We start from the raw sequence: 17,696 nt of genomic DNA on the forward strand, positions 1-17,696 counted from the left end.
ACATTGTTGGGTTGTCGATCAACACGCTGGTGTTGGTTGGTTTCCCGCAGCACCACGAAGCCCTGGAGTGTTCTGGGGTGGGTGTGGTGTTGGTGGGTTGTTGTTTGTCAACTACATAGTGGACGCGAGCATCTTTGACGCCGCGCACCCTGTTGGGGTGTGTGGTGTGTTCTTTGATGATTTATTTGTGTTGTGTGGCGTATAAGTTGTTACGAGCACACGGTGGATGCCTTGGCATCAGGAGCTGATGAAGGACGTGGAAATCTGCGATAAGCCTCGGGGAGCTGATAAACGAGCTGTGATCCGAGGGTCTCCGAATGGGGTAACCCGGCTGCGTGTTATGCGTAGTCACTCGTATCTGAATTCATAGGGTGCGAGGAGGAACGTGGGGAAGTGAAACATCTCAGTACCCATAGGAAGAGAAAACAACAGTGATTCCGTGAGTAGTGGCGAGCGAAAGCGGATGGTGGCTAAACCGGTTGTGTGTGATACCTGGCGAGGGTTGCATGATCGGGGTTGTGGGATGCGTTGTTCCTGGGGTCGCCACCCTGGGCGCTGTGGCGTGGTGGTAGTCGAACTGGTGGTGAGTGCCAGACCGTAGGGGGTGTGAGTCCCGTAGACGAAACTGTCATTGTCGTGGTGTGACGTTCTCCCGAGTAGCACGGGGCCCGTGAAATCTCGTGTGAATCTGCCAGGACCACCTGGTAAGCCTGAATACTTCCTGATGACCGATAGCGGATCAGTACCGTGAGGGAATGGTGAAAAGTACCCCGGGAGGGGAGTGAAATAGTACCTGAAACCGTGTGCTTACAAGCCGTTGGAGCCTTTTGGGGTGACAGCGTGCCTTTTGAAGAATGAGCCTGCGAGTTAGTGTTACGTCGCGAGATTAACCCGTGTGGGGTAGTCGTAGCGAAAGCGAGTCTGAATAGGGCGTTGTGAGTGGCGTGATCTAGACCCGAAGCGGAGTGATCTACCCATGGCCAGGTTGAAGCGCGTGTAAGAGCGCGTGGAGGACCGAACCCACTTCAGTTGAAAATGGAGGGGATGAGCTGTGGGTAGGGGTGAAAGGCCAATCAAACTCCGTGATAGCTGGTTCTCCCCGAAATGCATTTAGGTGCAGCGTTGCGTGTTGCTTGCTGGAGGTAGAGCTACTGGATGGCTGAGGGGCCCTACAAGGTTACTGACGTCAACCAAACTCCGAATGCCAGTCAAGTTGAGCGTGGCAGTGAGACTGTGGGGGATAAGCTTCATAGTCGAAAGGGAAACAGCCCAGACCATCAACTAAGGCCCCTAAGCGTGTGCTAAGTGGGAAAGGATGTGGAGTTGCTTAGACAACCAGGAGGTTGGCTTAGAAGCAGCCACCCTTGAAAGAGTGCGTAATAGCTCACTGGTCAAGTGATTCCGCGCCGATAATGTAGCGGGGCTCAAGTACACCGCCGAAGTTGTGGCATGACACCGTATAGCTGAGCCGTTTGTGGTTGAGGTGGTGTTGTGGGTAGGGGAGCGTCGTTGGGGTAGTGAAGCTGCGGGGTGACCCAGTGGTGGAACCTCAACGAGTGAGAATGCAGGCATGAGTAGCGATAGACGGGTGAGAAACCCGTCCGCCGGATGATCAAGGGTTCCAGGGTCAAGCTAATCTGCCCTGGGTGAGTCGGGACCTAAGGCGAGGCCGACAGGCGTAGTCGATGGACAACGGGTTGATATTCCCGTACCGACGAAGAACCGACCCTACTGAACCGGGGATACTAACCACCCGAACCACCACGACCGTGGCCCCTTGTGGGTCGCGGGGTGTGTGGGGAGCGTGGGACCTGATCCGGGGAGGTAAACGTGTTAACAGGTGTGACGCAGGAAGGTAGCCGAGCCAGGCGATGGTTGTCCTGGTCTAAGCATGTAGGGTGACCCGTTGGTAAATCCGCGGGTTGTGTGCCTGAGATGTGATGGGACTCTCTTAGGTGAGGGAATTCGGTGATCCTATGCTGCCAAGAAAAGCATCGACGTGAGGTTCTAGTCGCCCGTACCCCAAACCGACACAGGTGATCAGGTAGAGAATACTAAGGCGTTCGAGAGAATCATGGTTAAGGAACTCGGCAAAATGCCCCCGTAACTTCGGGAGAAGGGGGGCCCTGCCTGGTGAGCACACGTGCTGTGTGAGCTGGGTGGGGTCGCAGAGGCTAGGGGGAAGCGACTGTTTATCAAAAACACAGGTCCGTGCGAAGTCGTAAGACGATGTATACGGACTGACTCCTGCCCGGTGCTGGAAGGTTAAGAGGACCTGTTAGACCCTTGGGTCGAAGCGGAGAATTTAAGCCCCAGTAAACGGCGGTGGTAACTATAACCATCCTAAGGTAGCGAAATTCCTTGTCGGGTAAGTTCCGACCTGCACGAATGGAGTAACGACTTCCCTACTGTCTCAACCATGAACTCGGCGAAATTGCAGTACGAGTAAAGATGCTCGTTTCGCGCAGCAGGACGGAAAGACCCCGAGACCTTTACTATAGTTTGGTATTGGTGTTCGGTGTGGCTTGTGTAGGATAGGTGGGAGACTGTGAAGCTATCACGCTAGTGGTGGTGGAGTCGTTGTTGAAATACCACTCTGGTCACTCTGGACATCTAACTTCGGCCCGTGATCCGGGTCAGGGACAGTGCCTGATGGGTAGTTTAACTGGGGCGGTTGCCTCCTAAAGAGTAACGGAGGCGCCCAAAGGTTCCCTCAGCCTGGTCGGCAATCAGGTGTTGAGTGTAAGTGCACAAGGGAGCTTGACTGTGAGAGTGACAGCTCGAGCAGGGACGAAAGTCGGGACTAGTGATCCGGCGGTACATTGTGGAATGGCCGTCGCTCAACGGATAAAAGGTACCTCGGGGATAACAGGCTGATCTTGCCCAAGAGTCCATATCGACGGCATGGTTTGGCACCTCGATGTCGGCTCGTCGCATCCTGGGGCTGGAGTTGGTCCCAAGGGTTGGGCTGTTCGCCCATTAAAGCGGTACGCGAGCTGGGTTCAGAACGTCGTGAGACAGTTCGGTCCCTATCCGCTGCGTGCGTTGGAAATTTGTGGAGGCCTGTCCTTAGTACGAGAGGACCGGGACGGACGAACCTCTGGTATGTCAGTTGTTCCGCCAGGAGCATCGCTGATTAGCTACGTTCGGGATTGATAACCGCTGAAAGCATCTAAGCGGGAAGCTTGCTCCGAGATGAGATTTCCTAGCCTCCTTTGAGGGGTGTGAGGTGCCCAGTAGACGACTGGGTTGATAGGCCAGGTGTGGAAGCGTTGCAAGGCGTGGAGCTGACTGGTACTAATACACCGAAGACTTATACACACACAAACAGTCATCAAGTGTGGTGTTCGCGTTCACTATGTGGTTGACCACCAACAACCCCAACCCCACGGGGGACACGCAACCCGGGCCGGAGAGCCTGGGCCGGCAGGGGCCGGGTGGCGTGTTCCGGTGAGGGTGGTCCGGGTCGTGTGGTTGGCAACAGAATATTGTTCCCGTAGACAACGGGAAACCAGGTTTCCCCCACCAGGGGTGGGGTACAGGTTTCCGGTGGTTATAGCGTGGGGGAAACGCCCGGTCCCATCCCGAACCCGGTAGCTAAGACCCACAGCGCTGATGGTACTGCACTCGGTAGGGTGTGGGAGAGTAAGTCACCGCCGGAATCAACATGGAAGGGTTGAGGCCTCACCAGGACCACTCACACCGAGTGGACCAGGTGGGGCCTCCCCGCATTTAACACACCATTTCCGGTCTGCTCCCCCGGGAGGCCGGCGCTGGCAGCGGAGCCCGTGAGGTCCATCGTCTTTTCTGGGCGTGCCAGTTCGCACGCAATGTCTCCGAGTGCGCGTCTCCCCATGTGCTTGCCCATTCCTCCGGGTAGCCTGACGGAGTGATTACGGGTGAGTTCAAGTCGAAGATCGACCGAGTGTGGAACACGTTCTGGACGGGTGGCATCTCCAATCCGCTGGAGGTGATCGAGCAGATCACCTACCTGCTCTACATCAAGCGCCTGGACCAGGAGCAGGAGCTCATCGACCGTAAGGCCAGCCGTACCGGGCGCACCCCGGAGGACCCCATCTTCGGCCCCGGGGATGAGCAGAAGCTGCGGTGGAGTCATCTCAAGAACCAGGACCCGGCCACCGCTTACGAGTTGATGGACCGCGGGGTGTTCCCCTTACTCCGGCGTCTGGGTGGCGAGAGCGCCTACACGGAGCACATGCGGGACGCCCGGTTCACCATCCCCACGCCGGCTCTGCTGCACAAGGTCATCGACCTGCTGGACCAGTTGGACCTGCGCCAGGACACCAACGGGGACCTCTACGAATATCTGCTGTCCAAGCTGGCCTCGGCCGGTGTGAATGGGCAGTTCCGCACGCCCCGGCACATCATCGACCTCATGGTGGATCTCACCGAGCCGAACGCGGAGGACACCATCTGCGACCCCGCGTGCGGCACGGCGGGGTTCCTGGTGTCCGCGTCCGAGTACCTGCGGGAGCACGACGAGACCCTGTTTTCCGACCCGAAGAAGCGGGCTCACTACGGCTCGGGCATGTTCCATGGCTACGACTTCGACTCCACCATGCTGCGCATTGCGAGCATGAACATGCTGATGCACGGCATCGGTTCTGCGGACATCCGGTACCGGGACTCCCTGGCGGAGGTTTCCCGCAACGACGCCACGTACAGCCTGATCCTGGCCAACCCGCCGTTCGCGGGCTCCCTGGACTACGGGGCCACCTCCCAGACGCTGCTGAAGACCATCAAGACCAAGAAGACCGAGCTGCTCTTCCTGGCCCTGTTCCTGGAGATGCTGGAGACCGGCGGGCGTGCTGCCGTGATCGTTCCGGACGGGGTGCTGTTCGGTTCCTCCAAGGCGCACAAGGACCTGCGCCGCATGCTCGTGGAGGAGCAGAAGCTGGACGCGGTGATCAAGCTCCCCTCGGGCGTCTTCAAGCCCTACGCGGGGGTGTCCACGGCCATCCTGCTGTTCACCAAGACGGACAGTGGCGGCACCGACAACGTGTGGTTCTACGACGTCCGCGCGGACGGTTACTCCCTGGACGACAAGCGCACCCCTGTGGACGCGAATGACCTCCCGGACGTTCGCGAGCACTACCGCTTGTTCGTGTCGGGCAACGCCGCCGAGCTGGGTCGCGCGCGCACAGAGCAGTCCTTCGTGGTCCCCAAGGAGGAGATCGCGGAGCAGGGGTACGACCTGTCGTTGAACCGGTACCGCGAAGTGGTACAGGAGGAAGTAGAACACCGTAGCCCTACGGAGATCGTTGATGATATCGAGCGTCTCAATCAGATGATTGAGCACTCGCTGGCGTCATTGAAGGCGGATCTTCGATGACACGTATGAAGCTGGGAGATGTTGCTACGTTCGTGTCGGGAGGAACGCCCAGCCGTTCCGTGGCCGAGTATTACGGCGGACATATACCTTGGATTACAGGTGCGGACATCGACGATTCGGGGGATATCTCTTCCCGGTTTTGGATAACGACTGAAGCAGTGCAGAAGTCTGCAACTAACATTGTTGAGGCGGGCGCACTAGTACTGGTAACCAGGACGTCGGTTGGGAAGGTTGCGTTATTGGATCGAGCAACCGCAATCAGCCAGGACCTTACTGGAGTCATACCCCATACCGGGATCTCCCCCAATTATATCCGCCATTTTTTGAAATTGTCGGCTCGGTCGCTCGCGGATCAGGCGCGGGGCGCGACGATTAAAGGAATTACTCGGAACGTCGTTGCCTCTTTGATGATACCTGTACCCCCACTAGATGAGCAGCGGAGGATCGCGGGGATCCTGGATCAGGCTGACGCGATCCGCACGAAGCGCCGTGCCTCCCTCGCTCTCCTTGATGAACTTACTCAGTCAGTTTTTCTCGATTTATCAGTCTCCTCGGAACCGCAGAAAATGCGATTCGGCGATCTCGTCCAAAACTTCCGCAATGGTTTGTCCCCTTCGAACAGCGGTGAATTTGGGGCGCAGGTGCTGACTCTTGGTGCAATTACACATGGGAGGTTCGACCCTACATCACGACGGGCAGCGATGTTCGACCGAATACCCGAGGAGAATGTTCGTGTGCGAAAGCAAGACTTCTTGGTATGTCGGGGGAATGGAAATATCGACCTGGTGGGCCAGGGGGTGTTCCCCCAGTCGGACGACGATCAGGTCGTCTTCCCGGACACCATGATTGCCTGCCGTTTAGATGCTGACAAAATTCGTCCACCTTACTTGGCGGCACTGTGGGGTCAGCGAGTAGTCCGGCAACAGATAGAAGCGGGTGCGAGAACGACGAACGGTACTTTTAAGATTAACCAGAAAATCCTTGGGGACGTTTCTCTTCCGATCCCGCCTCTCGCCGTCCAGCAGGAGTTCGCCGCCCGCGTCGAGCAGATCAACGCGCAGCGCGCTCTCGTGGAGCGGGCGCTGGAGAAGGACGAGGAGCTGTTCGCGTCCTTGCAGTCGCGGGCGTTCTCGGGCGAACTGTAGGGTCGTTCCAAACGCATAGAGCCGGGGAGGGCGCGTGGGCAACTTCGATTTCTTGAGGGCCGAGTGGCCGGAGCTCTACGAGGACTGCGCGCGGGCGGAGTCCTACGTGATGAGCGACCCGCGGTCCGCGTGCTTTTACAGCCGCCGCGCCATTGAGGTGCTCGTGGGGTTCCTGTTCGACATGGAGAACCTGCGGGAGGCCTACGCCTCGGACCTGGCGGCCCGCACGAACGACTCCGCCTTCGTGGCCGTCACGGGCCCGGCGATCCAGGCCAAGCTGAACCTGATCCGCAAGAACGGCAATACCGCTGTGCACCGGACCGGGCCGATTTCTCGGCAGCAGTCGTTGCCGGTCCTCAAGGAACTGCACCACGTGATGATCTGGGCGGCGCTGCGCTACACCCGCCACCCGGACACCGTGGACCCGCACGCGGTGTTCGACCCTCAGGTGGCCGCACAGGCCGCGCCCCTGACCCGCGAGCAGGTGGTGCAGCTTGCGCAGAAGTTCAAGGACCAGGACGCCAAGTACCAAAAACTGCTCAAGGAGCGGGACGACCTCGCCGCCCAGCAGCAGGCCACCATCGCGGAGCTGCAGGCCGCCGTTCGCGCCGGGAGGGAGGTCCCTGTTGCACGCGACGACCGCGACCTGAACGAGGCCGAGACCCGCGCGACCAACATCGACACCCTGCTCTTCGAGGCCGGGTGGGAGCTCTCCGATCCCCGGGACCGGGAGTTCACCGTGTCCGGGATGCCCACCGCTTCCGGTACGGGCCGCGTGGACTACGTGCTGTGGGGCACGGACGGCCGCCCCCTGGCCATTGTGGAGGCCAAGGCCAGCCACGTGAGCCTGCGCGACGGCCAGCACCAGGCCAAGCTCTACGCGGACGCCCTGGAATGCGAGCACGGGCGTCGTCCGGTGATCTTCCTGTCCAACGGCTACGAGCACGAGATCTGGGACGACGCCGCCGGCTACCCGCCGCGCCGCGTCCAGGGCTTCTACACCCGGGACGAGCTGGAACTCGCCATCCAGCGGCGGGGCACCCGCGCGGCCCTGGCGCAGGCGCCGATCGACGAGAGCATCGCGGGCTTCGAGCGCCCCTACCAGACCCGAGCGATCCGCGCGGTGGACGATGCCTTCGACCGGAAGCAGCGCGCGGCCCTGCTGGTCATGGCCACGGGCTCCGGCAAGACCCGCACGGCCATTGCCCTGGTGAAGCAGCTGCAGGAGCATAACTGGGCGAAGAACGTGCTGTTCCTCGCGGACCGCACCGCCCTGGTGCGCCAGGCCAAGCGTGCCTTCGCGGAGCTGCTCACGGACACCGCGTCCGTGAACCTGGTGGACGAACGCCCCGGCGCCGGGCGCGTGTACCTCTCCACGTACCCCACCATGCTGAACCTGATCCACGAGAACGAGGGTGGGGTGCGGCGCTTCGGTCCGGGGTTCTTCGACCTGGTGATCGTGGACGAGGCGCACCGCTCCGTGTACCAGAAGTACCGGGCCATCTTCGAGCACTTCGACTCCCTGCTGCTGGGCCTCACCGCCACGCCCAAGGACGACATCGACCACAACACCTATCAACTCTTCGCCCTGGAGGACGGCGTCCCCACGGACGCGTACACCCTGGAGGAGGCCGTGGCGGACGGCAAGCTCGTGCCACCGCGCGGCAAGGAGATCGGCACCGGGTTCATCCGCCGCGGCATGCGCTACCACGAGCGCACCGAGGAAGAACGGGAGCGCTGGGACGAGCTCGACTGGGGCGAGGGCGAGATCCCGGACGAGGTCTCCTCGGAGGAGATCAACCGGGTGCTCTTCAACACGGACACCGTGGACAAGGTGCTGGCCGCGGTCATGGAGTCCGGGCACCGGGTGGCCAACGGGGACCGGCTGGGCAAGACGATCATCTTCGCCCGCAACCAGCGCCACGCGGATTTCATCCAGGAACGCTTCGACGCCCAGTACCCCGGCTACGGAGGCCGCTTCGCCAGCGCGATCACCCACGGCAGCCGCCATGCGCAGTCCCTGATCGACGACTTCAGCGATCCGGAGAGGGAACCGCACATCGCCATCTCCGTGGACATGCTGGACACCGGCGTGGACGTCCCGGACGTGGTGAACCTGGTGTTCTTCAAACCGGTGCGTTCCAAGACCAAGTTCTGGCAGATGATCGGCCGCGGCACCCGGTTGCGCCCGGACCTCTTCGGCCCGGGGCGGGACAAGGAGGACTTCCTGGTCTTCGACTGCTGCGGGAACCTGGACTTCTTCAACCAGGACCTCCCAGAGCCCAAGGGCTCCGTGCCCAAGTCCCTGAGCCAGCGCATCGTGGAGCACCGCGTGCGGATGATCTGCGGGATCGACGCGCAGGCCAAGCGCGGCAACCTGGCCGGTGACGTGCGGCAGCTGCGGGAGGACACGGCGTCGTCGGTGCAGCGGTACGTGCTGGGCATGAACCGCGAGAACGTGCTGGTACGCCCGCACCTGCGGCTCGTGGAACGCTTTGCCCGGCCCGAGGCGTGGCAGGCGCTGGACGAGTCCTCCGCCCAGGACGTCATGGACAACCTCGCAGGGTTGCCGTCCAGCGAGCAGGACCCGGACGTGGACGCCAAGAGCTTCGACCTGCTGGTGCTGCGCCACCAGGTGGCGCTGCTGGACGGGGACGACGCCGCGGGGGAGGGCTACCGGGCCAGGATCCAGGAGATCGCGGAGCAGCTGCGGGGCAAGGACAAGATCCCGGCCGTCCAGAAGCAGCTCGAGATCCTCGAGGCCGCTGCCGGGGACGAGTGGTGGCAGGACGTCACCCTGCCCATGCTGGACGTGCTGCGCCAGCGCGTCCGCGGGCTGGTGGCGCTGATCGAGAAGACCCGGCGCAATCCCGTGTACACCGACTTCCAGGACACCCTGGAGGAGATCCGGGATGTGGAGCTGCACCCCCGTGCTCCCGGCACGGATCTGGCACGTTTCGAGCAGAAGGCCCGGGCGTTCCTCACCCAGCACCTGGACCACGTGGCCATCGAGCGGCTGCGCCGCAACAAGCCGCTCACGGCCGCGGACCTCAAGAGCCTCGAGGAGATGATGATCGAGCACGGGGTGGGGGACCGGGACGCCCTGCGGGACGCCGCCGAGCGGAACCAGGGCATGGGCCTGCTCATCCGCAAGCTCGTGGGCATGGAACGGGCTGAGGTGTCCACGCTGTTCGCGGAGTACCTCAACCGCTCCACCCACACCGTGGAGCAGATCCGGTTCATCGAACGGGTGATCGACGAGCTCACCCGCAACGGGGCCATGGAGCCGGAGCGGCTCTACGAACCGCCCTTCACGGACATCGCCTGGTCCGGGCCGGAGGTGCTGTTCGAGGAGGAGGACGTGGACCGGATCATCGACCTCTCCGCGCTGGTGCGCCAGCGGGCCGTCCCGGCGGAGGCCCTGCCGCCCACGGGCTGACTGGCTGGCAGTCTGACGGGTTGACGGTCTGCGGGCTGGCGGGTGCCGCGCCGTGAGGACCGGCGGACAGAGGATGCCACGGCTCGTCACGGAGCCCGAATGCGCCGCCCCGAACATGCCGGACCGCCCGCGCCGTGCGTTTTGCGCGGCGTGGGCGGTCCGTGGTTCCGGAATCACCGTCTCCTGGCTCAGGCGGCGCCCGCTGAACTAAGGACGGGCCCCGCGCCGACGCGGGCGTCGTGGTCCTCCCGCTCGAGCTCCGTGCGCACGGACACCGCGGCGGTCACGAGGCGGTCGAGTGCTGCCTCGGTCTCGGGCCAGCCACGGGTCTTGAGCCCGCAGTCCGGGTTGACCCACACGCGCTCCGCGCCAATGGCGTGGGCGGCACGGCGCACCCTGCGAGCCACCTCCTCGAAGGAGGGCACGCGCGGGGAGTGGATGTCCCACACACCGGGTCCCACGTCCCTCGGGAAGTCCGCGGCGGCGAGACCGTCCACGATGCCCGAGCCGGAGCGGGAGGCCTCCAGCGTGGTGACGTCCGCGTCCAGACCCTCGATCGCATCCAGCACGGTCTCGAACTCGGAGTAGCAGAGGTGGGTGTGAATTTGCGTGTCCGCGGCGGCGGCACCCGTGGCCAGCCGGAACGCGCCCACGGACCACTCCAGGTAGGCCGGACGGTCCGCCTCGCGCAGCGGCAGCAGCTCCCGCAGGGCGGGCTCGTCCACCTGCACCACGGCGGTGCCGGCGGCTTCGAGGTCGGTGATCTCGTCCCGCAGGGCCAGCGCCACCTGATCGGCCACCTCGGCCGCGGGGACGTCGTCCCGCACGAAGGACCACGCGAGAATCGTGACCGGACCCGTGAGCATGCCCTTCACAGGACGGTCGGTGAGCGAGGCCGCGTAGCGCGTCCAGTCCACGGTGATGGGCACGCGCCGGGAGACGTCCCCGAACAGGATGGACGGGCGTGTGCACCGCGAGCCGTAGGACTGCACCCAGCCGTGGCGGGTGGTCGCGAAACCCTCCAGGGACTCCGCGAAGTACTGCACCATGTCGTTGCGCTCCGCCTCTCCGTGCACCAGCACGTCCAGCCCCAGCTCCTCCTGGGCGCGCACCGCGCGGGCGATCTCGGACCGGATGGCCTCCCAGTAGGCGGCGCCGTCCAGGCGACCCGCCCGGTGGGCGGCGCGGGCCGCCCGGATCTCGGCGGTCTGCGGGAAGGAGCCGATGGTCGTGGTGGGCAGCAGCGGCAGCCTCAGCCGCTCCTGCTGCGCCGCCCGGCGTTCAGCCGCTGAGGGGCGCCATCGGTCCTCCGGGGAGACGGCCGCGGTGCGCTCGCGGATCTCGGGGCGGCGCGTCGCGGGGTGGGCGGCCCGGGCCTCGCGGATGCGGGTGTCGGTCTCCAGGGTCTGCGCAATCGAGTCCCAGCCGTGCTCGACGCCGCGCGCCAGCTCGACGACCTCGCTCACCTTCTGGTCCGCGAACGCCACCCAGCTGCGCACGTCCGGGTCCAGTTCGGTCTCCCGGGTGACGTCGTGCGGGACGTGCAGCAGCGGCGTCGCCGTGCCCACCGCCACGGGGCCGCGGCCCGCGGCACGCAACCGGTGCAGGGTGTCCGTGGCGCCCGCCAGGTTCGTGCGCCACACGGTGCGTCCGCCCACGACGCCGCCCACCACCGGCCGCTCGCCCCACGCCTCGAGCGCGGCCCGGGTGGGGACGGCCCCGCGGTCGAGGTCCACGGCGAGGGCGTCCACGCCCGTGCGGGCCAGCGCGAGGTGGGCGTCCTGCCCGGCGTCCCCGTAGCCCACGGTCACCAGCACCGAGGGGTGGTCCGACAGGGCGGTCAGCCGCGTGTACGCGGTGGTCACCGCGGAGAGGATCCGTTCGCGGGACGCACCCCAGCCGTCCGCGGCGAGGGCGGGCTCGTCCAGCTGCACCCACGGCACACCGGCCGCGTGCAGAGAGCTGAGGATCGAGACGTACTGGGCCAGGACGTCGTCGAGCCCTGCCAGGGGGTCCACCCGCGCGCCGTGGGCCGCGGGGGTCTCCGGGCGCGAGAGCAGCAGGAAGGTCACGGGACCCACCAGCACGGGGCGGGTCCGCACGCCGGTGCGCCGCAGGGTGTCCCGGTACCGGGAGACCAGGCTCTCCGGGTGCGCCCGCAGGGCGGTGCCCGGATCGAGCTCGGGGACGTAGTAGTGGTAGTTGGTGTCGAACCACTTGGTCAGCTCCAGCGGCTCCAGATCGTCCGTCCCCCGGGACAGGGCCGTGATCAGCTCGATCCCGCGCTCGGTGTCCGGCGCGGCGGGGAGGAGGCCCTCCGCCCGGAACCGGGCCGGCACGGCACCCAGGGCGAGCGCGGTGTCCAGGACGTGGTCCACGGCGAAGCCCTCGGAGGGCACGGCGGTGTCCTGCGTGAGCCCCAGTTCGCGCAGCCTGAGGGTCGTGCGCTCCCGGAGGTCGCCGAGAGTGTCCAGGACGGTCTGGGCCGGGTGCCGTGCGGGCTCCGCCCAGTAGGCCTCGAGGGCCCGCTTGAGTTCCCGGTCCGGGCCGATGCGCGGGTAGCCCAGGATCGTGGCGCTGGGCAGGGGGGTGGGATTCGTGACGGTCATGATCTCTCCTTGTAGGGGTTGGTGTGGTGACGTGAAAAGGGTGTGAGGCAGCCGCGTCGCGGGTGGGCCGGCGACGGCGCTGTACGGGGTCACTGGGCGTGACGGGCGCGGCGGGCGTACCGGGGCACGTGCTCCAGCGCGCGTGGGCAGAGCCGCGCGTGCGGCTCTGCGGTGGGCGGTGCGCACGACGCCGCACGGTCAGGCCGCGGGGCTGCGGCCCCGGTACTCGCGGGCCGCATCCCGGACGCGCAGGTGCTCCAGGATGGTGAGCGCCGCGTCCGGGCGGTTGAACGTGTACAGGTGGAAGCCTGCGCAGCCCAGGTCCAGGAGGTCGTCGATCAGCGACAGCGTGGCCGCGGTGCCCCGGTGCCGCAGCTCCTCGGGGGAGCCCGAGGTGAGGAACCGGGTGAGCCGCTCGGGAACGGGCACTCCGGTGATCTCCGTCATCCGCTGCAACCGTTTCGGGTTGGTCAGGGGCATGAGACCCGCGACCACCGGGATGTGGATCCCCTCGGAGCGCGCCCGCTCCAGGAACGACGCGTAGTCCTCGGGCTCGTAGAGCACCTGCGTGATCGCGTAGTCCGCCCCGGCCTCCTGCTTCTCCCACAGGGACGCGAGATCCGCCTCGGGGTCACGCCCCCGGGCGGGGGACGGGTAGCACGCCACCGACACGGACAGCGGCCGCGTCCCGGGGCGGAACCCGTCCCCGAAACGACGCCGCTCGACGTCCCGGATGAGCCGCACCAGCTCCGAGGCCCGGCCGATCCCCCCGGGCGGGGTCCGCCACTGCCCGGCGCCCAGGGGCGGGTCCCCGCGCAGCGCGAGGAGGTCGCGGACGCCGTCGTCCAGCAGCTGCTCCACCGAACGCTCCAGCCCCGCGCGGTCGGTGCCACCGCACGTGAAGTGGGCCATCACGGGGGTCCTGGTGGTGCGGCGCAGATGGCGCAGCGCCTCGCGGGACACACCACGACCACCCGAGTGTCCGTGCGTGACGGAGAAGAAGTCGGGCCCGGCCTGGGCCATGGCGTCGATGCTGCGCCACACGGTGTCCGGGTCCGCGGTGGGGCGGGGCGGGAACACCTCGAAGGAGACGAGCGTGGAGCGCCGGGGGCGGCGCACCAGCCAGGACGTGCGCGCGGGCGGTTCGGAGCAGGACGGCTCGGACGAGTCCGGGCTGGGCGCTGGGGCGGCGGGTGCGCCCGCGCGGCAGGTGGCCGCCGTGGGAACGCCACTGGGGCGGCTGGCACCCGCAGGATCGTGCCCGCCCGTCGAGGAGGCGGGGCCCACGGGAACGGCTGAGCCGGCGGGGTGGGCGCCTGACGCGTAAACGGGCTCGTCCGCGGCGCGGGCCGCGGCCACGAGCTGCGGCCTGTCCTCGGCGCGGGCGGTCGGCGGTGTGACGGGCATATGAGAAAACCTCCGGCGGTAGGACGCCGGAGGTGGACCCCGTGCGCCGTACTTGCCAGCCACGCGGTTGCGCGGCGGCCGGATCGTCATCTGGGGCACCCCACTACAGCAGGAGGGTTGCCGCCCGGCCAGCCAGAGCTTTTCGCCGGGTCTCATGATCCTTTGGTGGGTGAGACGGTAGCACGAGGGCCCCGCGCCGTGAAAAACACACGGCCCGGGACGGCGTGTCCCCGGGGTCGGACCCCGGGGGACACACGCGTGGTCAGCGGCCGACCACGACCTCCAGGTTCTCGCCGGAGGCGGGGTCGAAGAAGCACGTCTCCCGGGCGTTCGGCCGCACGTGGATCGTGGATCCAGCCTCCATCTGCAGGAACTTGTCCGCGCGGACGGTGGCGCGGCCCTTCTCCAGCCGCATGGCGCGGGCGTCCTCGGTCCCGGGGTCCGAGGTGCCCGGCAGCACGCAGTGGATGAACGCCTCGGAGCCGAGCTTCTCCACCAGGTGGACCCGCAGGGGCAGAGCGGGGGTCCCCGGTGCGTCACCCTCGCCCGTGATCTCCCACGACTCCGGACGGACACCCACGGTCACGGTGTCCCGCACGTGCGCCGAGAACTCGGCCGGCACGGGCACCCGCAGCCCGCTCGCGGCGTCGAGGACCGCGTGGCCGTCCCGGACGGGGACGTCGTGCATGATGGTCATCGCCGGCGACCCGATGAAGCGAGCCACGAACACGTTTGCGGGGTGCTCGTAGAGGTGGATCGGATCGGCCACCTGCTGCAGCTGACCGTCGCGCAGCACGGCCACGCGGTCGCCCATGGTCATGGCCTCGACCTGGTCGTGGGTCACGTAGATGGTGGTGACCCCCAGCTCCCGCTGGAGGTCCGCGATCTGGGCGCGGGTGGACACGCGCAGCGTGGCATCCAGGTTGGACAGCGGCTCGTCCATGCACCACACCTTGGGGTTGCGCACGATCGAGCGGCCCATGGCCACACGCTGCCGCTGTCCCCCGGACATGGCCGCGGGACGCTTGTCCATGAGGGGCCCGAGCTCCAGCATGGCGGCGGCGCGCTCCACCCGCTGCTCGATCTCGGCGCGGTCCAGCTTCTCGTTCTCCAGCGCGAAGGACATGTTCTGCCGCGCGGTCATGTTGGGGTACAGGGCGTAGGACTGGAACACCATGGCCACGTCACGGTCGCGGGCCCGGGTGCCCGTGACGTCGCGGCCGTCGATGAACACGGAGCCCTCGTCCACGGGCTCGAGGCCGGCGAGCATCCGCATGGCCGTGGACTTGCCGCTGCCGGAGGGGCCCACGAGGACCAGGAGCTCACCGTCACGGATGCTGAGATCGAGCTGGGACACCGCCGGCGGCTTGCCCGGATCGAAGATGCGTGATGCGTGCTTGTACTCGACGGTGGCCATGGTGCTCCTCGGGCTCTTGGGTGGTGACAGTGGTGACGAACTCGGTGCCGCAGCGCGGTGGTCGCCGCGGGCTCACCGTGGTGTTAAGCGGTGCGGGCGCCGTTCGGATCGGGCCGCGGGTGGCAGCCCCGAGAGGGGCCGCCACCCGCGGTGGATCACAGCTTGGGCTTGATGTCCGAGTCGATGATCTTCTGGGTCTCGTCCTGCAGCTGCTGGAAGACGGTCTTGACGTCCTCGCCACCGAACGTGATGCGGTCCAGGCCGCCGCCGATCCGCTGGCCACCGCCGGAGACGAACACACGGGCCGCGTCCTGCGGCTGGGTGTTCTCGTTCAGCTGCTTGATCGCGGTCATCGCATTGGGGTTCTCCTCGAGGAACTTCTTCTCCTCGGGCTTCTCCATGGCGTCCTTGCGCACCGGCATGTAGCCGGTGGCCTGGGTGAACGTGATCGTGTTGTCGGTGTTCGTCATGAAGTCGATGAACTTGGCGGCGGTGAGCTTGCGCTCGTCGCTGATGCCGTTGGGGATCGCCAGGCCTGCGCCACCGGTGGCGCAGCCGGGCTTCGGGCCGGGCAGGTAGGTGGTGTAGAAGTCGAACTTCGCGGCCTCCTTGAGGCCACCCAGGGAGCCCGTGGACTCCAGCAGCGCCGCGCCGTTGCCGATCCCGAAGTCGTTGGCCCCGTCCTGGACGATCTTGATGTGCCCCTCCGCCACGTGCTTCTTGAGGTACTCGCCGGCCTTGATGGAGTTCTCCTCCGTGAAGGTGGCGGTCCAGTCGCGGGAGTAGGCGCCCCCGAACGTCCAGATCATGCCCTGGAAGTACCAGTCCATGTAGTTGGCACCGTCCGGGAGGATCAGCGCCGGTTTGCCGCCGTTGGCCTTGACCAGCTGGGGCGCCCACTGCGCGAACTCCTCCCACGTGCGGGGCCCGCGGTCCGTGGGCAGGCCGGCCTTCCGCATCATGTCCTTGTTGAAGTACATGATGCAGGTGGAGCGGGCGTACGGCGCGCAGTAGTGCTTGTCGTTGAAGTTGTAGTCCTCGCGCAGCGTGTCCACGTAGGTGCTGGAGTCGATCCCGGCCTTCTGCCACAGGTCGTCCAGCGGGGTCACGGCCTCGTTCAGGGCGAAGTTGAACCAGTTCACGTCCGACGCCACGAACACGTCCGGGAGGTCCCCGCCGGCCAGGGCGGCGTTGACCTTCTGCGCCACCTCTTCGTAGTCGGCACCGCCGTCGATCAGCTCGGCCGGAGTGTCGGGGTTGGCCGAGTTCCACGCGTCGATGAGCTTCTGCTCCAGGCTCTTGGAGCTGGCGGGGTGGTTGGACCAGAACTGCAGCGGGCCGGAGGCCTCCTGTCCGCCGGAGGAGCTTCCGCCCCCGGTGCCGGCGCAGCCGGACAGGGCCACGGCGGCGGTTCCGAGGCCCAGCAGGCCGAGGGCATGACGACGTGAGAGTTCCATGTGTGCTTCTTCCTTCAGGAGGTGGTGGATGTGCTGGAGGGTGGTGTGTGGAGGGTCAGCCCTTGACCGCGCCCGCGGTCAGACCCTTGATCATGTGGCGCTGCAGCAGGATGAACACGATGATCATGGGGATGGTCGCGATGACCGTCCCGGCCATGACCGGGCCCCAGTTGCTCAGGCCCTCGTTGTTCTGCAGCTGGGTGAGGCCGATGGGCAGCGGGGCCACGGCGTCCGTGTCGGACATCAGGAACGGCCACAGGTACTGGTTCCACTCGGTCACCACGGTGATGAGGATGAAGGCGATCAGCGTGGGCCAGGACATGGGCAGCACCACGCGGAACAGCTTGCGCAGGAACCCCGTGCCGTCCATCTCCGCGGCCTCCATGACCTCGCGGGGCAGGCTCAGGAAGTGGTTGCGCATGAGGAACGTCCCGAAGGCCACCCCGGCCAGGGGGATGATGATGCCCTGGAACGTGTTGCGCCAGCCCAGTTCCGCCACGAGCGCGTAGTTGGAGATGATCGTGATCTGGCTCGGCACCATGAGCGACGCGATGACGAACAGGAACAGCACCTTCCGGCCCGGGAACTCGAGGAACGCGAAGGCGTAGGCGGTGAGCACGCCCAGCACCACCTCGATCACGGTCAGGACCGTGGTGATGATGATCGAGTTGCGCAGGTACTGGCCGAAGTTGACCGTCTCGAAGACGTAGCGGTAGTTCTCCGGCGCAAAGGGGTTGGGCCACCACGTGATGGGGTCGGAGTAGATGTCCGAGTGCTCCTTGAGCGACGTGATGATGATGAAGTACACCGGAACCGCCACGACCGCGAAGGCGAACGCCATGGCCAGGTAGCCGAAAATGCGGGACATC

8 protein-coding genes, 2 rRNA genes and 1 riboswitch are annotated in these 17,696 nt (G+C 65.8%); of the genes, 5 read left to right on the top strand and 5 right to left on the bottom strand.

The annotated features are described in order from the left end of the window. Positions 1-199 precede the first annotated feature (199 nt). The 5 genes from AABM36_RS03630 (at position 200) to AABM36_RS03650 (ending at position 9,937) form a co-directional block, all read left to right on the top strand. A 23S ribosomal RNA gene (locus tag AABM36_RS03630) occupies positions 200-3,321 on the top strand. Positions 3,322-3,545: 224 nt separating this feature from the next. Next, a 5S ribosomal RNA gene (gene rrf, locus AABM36_RS03635) occupies positions 3,546-3,662 on the top strand. A 227-nt stretch (positions 3,663-3,889) separates the two neighbouring features. Beyond that, a complete protein-coding gene (locus tag AABM36_RS03640) occupies positions 3,890-5,353 on the top strand; it encodes a type I restriction-modification system subunit M (protein WP_423447397.1) in 1,464 nt (487 codons plus the stop codon). Between the two features lie 5 nt (positions 5,354-5,358). Further along, a complete protein-coding gene (locus AABM36_RS03645) occupies positions 5,359-6,498 on the top strand; it encodes a restriction endonuclease subunit S (RefSeq protein WP_183085978.1) in 1,140 nt (379 codons plus the stop codon). 34 nt (positions 6,499-6,532) lie between these two features. Next, positions 6,533-9,937: a DEAD/DEAH box helicase family protein gene (locus tag AABM36_RS03650; protein ID WP_423447399.1), complete on the top strand. Its 3,405-nt coding sequence runs from the start codon at positions 6,533-6,535 to the stop codon at positions 9,935-9,937. A 188-nt stretch (positions 9,938-10,125) separates the two neighbouring features. Here AABM36_RS03650 and metE read toward each other — a convergent pair whose 3' ends face one another. From metE to AABM36_RS03675, 5 genes are all read right to left on the bottom strand, one after another. Beyond that, positions 10,126-12,546: a 5-methyltetrahydropteroyltriglutamate--homocysteine S-methyltransferase gene (metE, locus tag AABM36_RS03655; RefSeq protein ID WP_423447401.1), complete on the bottom strand. Its 2,421-nt coding sequence runs from the start codon at positions 12,544-12,546 to the stop codon at positions 10,126-10,128. Between the two features lie 198 nt (positions 12,547-12,744). Then, positions 12,745-13,953 carry a methylenetetrahydrofolate reductase gene (locus AABM36_RS03660; protein ID WP_289929911.1) on the bottom strand — a complete coding sequence of 403 codons (1,209 nt, stop codon included), beginning with the start codon at positions 13,951-13,953 and terminating at the stop codon, positions 12,745-12,747. Between the two features lie 43 nt (positions 13,954-13,996). After that, positions 13,997-14,113, bottom strand: a riboswitch (SAM riboswitch). Between the two features lie 102 nt (positions 14,114-14,215). Further along, a complete protein-coding gene (locus AABM36_RS03665) occupies positions 14,216-15,370 on the bottom strand; it encodes an ABC transporter ATP-binding protein (protein ID WP_289929913.1) in 1,155 nt (384 codons plus the stop codon). 155 nt (positions 15,371-15,525) lie between these two features. Further along, a complete protein-coding gene (locus AABM36_RS03670) occupies positions 15,526-16,827 on the bottom strand; it encodes an ABC transporter substrate-binding protein (RefSeq protein WP_019311273.1) in 1,302 nt (433 codons plus the stop codon). Positions 16,828-16,882: 55 nt separating this feature from the next. Beyond that, positions 16,883-17,695, bottom strand: a complete 813-nt coding sequence (locus tag AABM36_RS03675; protein ID WP_035885441.1) for a carbohydrate ABC transporter permease — start codon at positions 17,693-17,695, stop codon at positions 16,883-16,885. Between the last annotated feature and the right edge of the window lies 1 nt (position 17,696).

It is taken from the genome of Kocuria sp. KSNUG (assembly GCF_049532735.1).
Classification (GTDB): domain Bacteria; phylum Actinomycetota; class Actinomycetes; order Actinomycetales; family Micrococcaceae; genus Kocuria; species Kocuria rhizophila.

Excerpts from the sequence above, each read along its gene's own strand:
- AABM36_RS03645 (WP_183085978.1), top strand. The coding sequence starts at position 5,359 with ATGAAGCTGGGAGATGTTGCTACGTTCGTGTCGGGAGGAACGCCCAGC.
- metE (WP_423447401.1), bottom strand. The coding sequence starts at position 12,546 with ATGACCGTCACGAATCCCACCCCCCTGCCCAGCGCCACGATCCTGGGC.
- AABM36_RS03660 (WP_289929911.1), bottom strand. The coding sequence starts at position 13,953 with ATGCCCGTCACACCGCCGACCGCCCGCGCCGAGGACAGGCCGCAGCTC.
- AABM36_RS03665 (WP_289929913.1), bottom strand. The coding sequence starts at position 15,370 with ATGGCCACCGTCGAGTACAAGCACGCATCACGCATCTTCGATCCGGGC.
- AABM36_RS03670 (WP_019311273.1), bottom strand. The coding sequence starts at position 16,827 with ATGGAACTCTCACGTCGTCATGCCCTCGGCCTGCTGGGCCTCGGAACC.
- AABM36_RS03675 (WP_035885441.1), bottom strand. The coding sequence starts at position 17,695 with ATGTCCCGCATTTTCGGCTACCTGGCCATGGCGTTCGCCTTCGCGGTC.